At 65.5% G+C, this 3,278-nt stretch carries 2 protein-coding genes; both read right to left on the bottom strand.

The features are described 5' to 3' along the window. A partial coding sequence (locus EN984_RS27785) for an NAD(P)-binding domain-containing protein (RefSeq protein WP_245480132.1) occupies positions 1 to 567 on the bottom strand: 567 nt, incomplete at its 3' end. Positions 568 to 630: 63 nt separating this feature from the next. Beyond that, complete coding sequence (locus EN984_RS27780) at positions 631 to 3,051, bottom strand: glucan 1,4-alpha-glucosidase (protein WP_127270029.1); 2,421 nt, start codon at positions 3,049 to 3,051, stop codon at positions 631 to 633. Positions 3,052 to 3,278: the final 227 nt, after the last annotated feature.

The following is a 3,278-nucleotide window of genomic DNA, read 5'->3' as shown; positions in this document are numbered from 1 at the left end:
GTTGTGCACCATCTTGACGAAGTGGCCGGCACCGCTCGGTCCGCAATGCAGATAGCCAAAGGGCGCGGTGCCGGCATCCCCAGGCGGATTGGCGCCGACGTCGGCGCCCGGTGCCAGCGTGGCGAAGATCGAATCGAGGTGCTGCACCGCCACGTCGGGGCCGCCGATCATCAGGCAGTAGCCACGCTCCAGGCCCCAGACGCCGCCGCTGGTGCCGACATCGACAAGATGGATACCCTTGCCGGCCAGTTTCGCGGCCTGGTCGACGGCGTCGTGGTAGTAGGAATTGCCGCCGTCGATAACGATGTCGCCGGGCTCCATCAGGGCCGCCACCTGATCGATGATCCTGCCGGTGATCGCCGCCGGCAGCATCAGCCACACGCAGCGCGGCTTGGCCAGCTTGCCGACGAATTCTTCCAGCGAGGCCGCCCCTGACGCGCCGTCGGTCACCAGGGCGGCGACGCTGGCCGGGTTGATGTCGTAGACGACGCATTCGTGGCCGTCGCGCATCAGGCGCCGGACCATGTTGGCGCCCATCCGGCCCAGTCCCATCATTCCGATCTGCATGGTTTCGTCCCTGTTTTCTACGAGATTTGCGGGGTTATCGAGGGAAGGTCTACTGGCTGTGATCTACTGGCCATCTTGGTCGCCCGATATGACGGAGAAGTCGACATTCTCCCAATCGCCGGTCCCGGGCCAGAAAAAAGTGAAGAGCAGCGTGCTTCCCTCGGGGAGGCTTGCCGCGGGCAGATCGGCAAGATGGATGCCGAAGGCGTTCTCCACCGTCTGGCTGTCATGGGCGGTCGCCCAGTTGTCGGTGCTCCAGTGAACTGTAGCCGGGTCCAACAATTCGACGCGCAACGTCTTGCCCTCCGGCATGGTGCGGATCTTGTTGTTGAACCGCCAGGTCCTGAACGAGGATACGGTCTTGTCCTCGATATAGCGCTTGACGCCTTGCGGCGGCATGTCGAAGACCGCGCCGTCGCGCAGCGAGCGCAGCAGCTTGATATGCTCCGAATGCGCCCAGACCAGCGGCATGGCGCTGCCCGAGGGTCGGCCGTGCAGCAGTTCGCGTTCCGGCAGATCGGCGCCGTCCCAGACCTGCTCCGGCAACAGGCCGCCCGGTCCGGCCGAGCCTTCCAGCGCTGCCAGCAGGCTGGCTGCCTTTTCCCTGCGCCCAGCCGCCAGCTCATAGTGGGCGCGTTCGCCGGCCAGCAGCGGCCAGGGGCGACCCTGGCCGGTGCCATCGAAAGGCGCGCCGTCTTCGTGCTCGCCATAGCCGTCACCATTGTAGCGGTACCAGAGCGGCCCTTGCGGCAGATCGCAGCGCAATTGCGCGTCGATGACCTTGACCGTGTCTGTCATGCGCGGATCGTCAGCCGCCCGCAGACCGAAGCGGACAAGTGCCAGTGCATCCGGGCTGACGATTTCCTCGGGCGGCCGGTCGGTGTCGCCAGGCGGCCGGTTCTTGATCGGGACATAGCCGTCCTTCGGCGAACCGGCCTCGGCGCTGTCGGGTGGTGCTATGCGGACATAGTAGCCTTCGACGCCGACTTGACTGCAGATCGCCGTGCCGGTGACGTAGGTCCAGCGCTCGACCTGGTCGTTCCAGACGTCTGATGTCTCGCGCAGATACGTCGCGGCGTCTGTCTTGCCGCAGGCGTCGAGCAGGTCTGCCGCGGCAAGCAGTGCGGCGATTTCGACGGCGAGCGTGAACGGGCTGTAGCCGGCATCCTCTTCCCAGCGGTCCTCGCCGGTGACGGGCCCGTTGCGCACGACATAGCCGGCGGCGCGCTCGATCATCGGCAGGAAGGTCATGAGCCTGGCGCGGGGCAAATGGCCGGCGCGGCGCAAAGCGTCGGCCAGCAGCAGCGGAAAGGCGCATTCGTCCATCTGGATGCCGGGCCAATAGGCCGATCCGTCGAGCCAGGCGTTCTGCGGCCAATGGCCGTCCGGCTGCTGGATGGAGCTGAGGTAATCGAGGATTTGCAGGGCCGAGGCAGCATCGCCGGCAGCAAGAAAGCCGCCCGCCGTCTCGACCAGATCGCGCGGCCAGACCAGATGGTAGCCGCCGAGGTCGTCGTCACCCTTGTTGAAGCCCCACGGGATCGACAGGCTGGCGACCGCGGCGCCTGGTGTCGCGATCGACCGGTGCGTCGCCAGTACCGCGGTGCTGGTGCGATAGAAGTTGATCCCGGGCACCGCGTGCCGGTCGTCCAGCGGCAGCAAGCCCTTTTGCCAATTGCGCCAGTTCTGAAGATAGGAGTTCGCCGCGGGTTCAAAACCCTGCTTCAGGCTGGCGAAAGCATGTTCCGCGGCCTCCTCAGGCGTCGCGCCAAATCCCAGCGCCAGCAAAGCCTTGGTCCTGGTCGCGGAAAAGCCGATCTCGCCCGTCAGCGCAACATTGCCGTCCTCGGCCCGCTGGTATGCAGCGTCGAGCTCACCTGTATTGTGGAGTTGCTGCCAACCGTCGGAAAAGCCGACATAGCCGGCCGAACCGGTTCGCCAGGGCAGCGACGAGGCCAGCGCCAGGCAAGAGCCGCGCCCCGAGGCGAACAGCATGGGCTTTCCCTCGTGCTCGCCGACCCAGGCGGTGTTGCCCATGCCGGCATTGACCAGATGCGGCGCCAGAAGCGCGTAGACGCGGTAGTCACCGGGCACCCCTTTCAGCGCCGTGAAGGTGATTTCCTGCAGCAGCGCCGGGCGCTCCGGGTCGGCGAGGATACGCTTTTCGATCCGCCAAGCGCCGTCATTCGCCGTATTGACCAGCCTGTAGGCGGGCACGCCGTCCTCGAACGGTTCGATCGTATGCCCGGCATCGCGTTTCTCTTCCGAAAAATAGCCGCCGGGACCGGTGACGATCAAGCCGAGGTCGCGGGTGCAGGCGCTGTCGACGCGCGGATAGTAGACTTCGTTGAGGATGCCGTGGCTGATCGTAAACCAGATCCGGCCGGCCGGCGAAAGCGACGTTCCGACGCCACTCTTGGCGCTTGATGTCCAGCGCGCCGGGATCCCCGGGGCGCCCGGAGCAACGTTTTGCGTCACTGGCATTCTGTTTCGCTCTCCTGGCCTCCTCCCTAGACCAGGACGCGAACCCTTTACAATCATTGCACCGCAAGTTGATCGGCCGGTCCAACGGCAGGGCAACGAACTCGGGCTGACGGGTTTCTTCGGAGCCTTCGCCCGCCATTGGCTGACGGAGCATCAAGCGAACAACCCGCCTGTGCGGCGGGTCACTGGCGCAAATCAGCACCATGGACAAAAATGTACCATAGCTG

This window comes from Mesorhizobium sp. M7A.F.Ca.CA.004.12.1.1 (assembly GCF_003997835.1).
Classification (GTDB): Bacteria; Pseudomonadota; Alphaproteobacteria; order Rhizobiales; family Rhizobiaceae; genus Mesorhizobium.
Note: the sequence above shows the minus strand (reverse complement) of the source record. Positions and strands in the feature narration are given on the sequence as shown.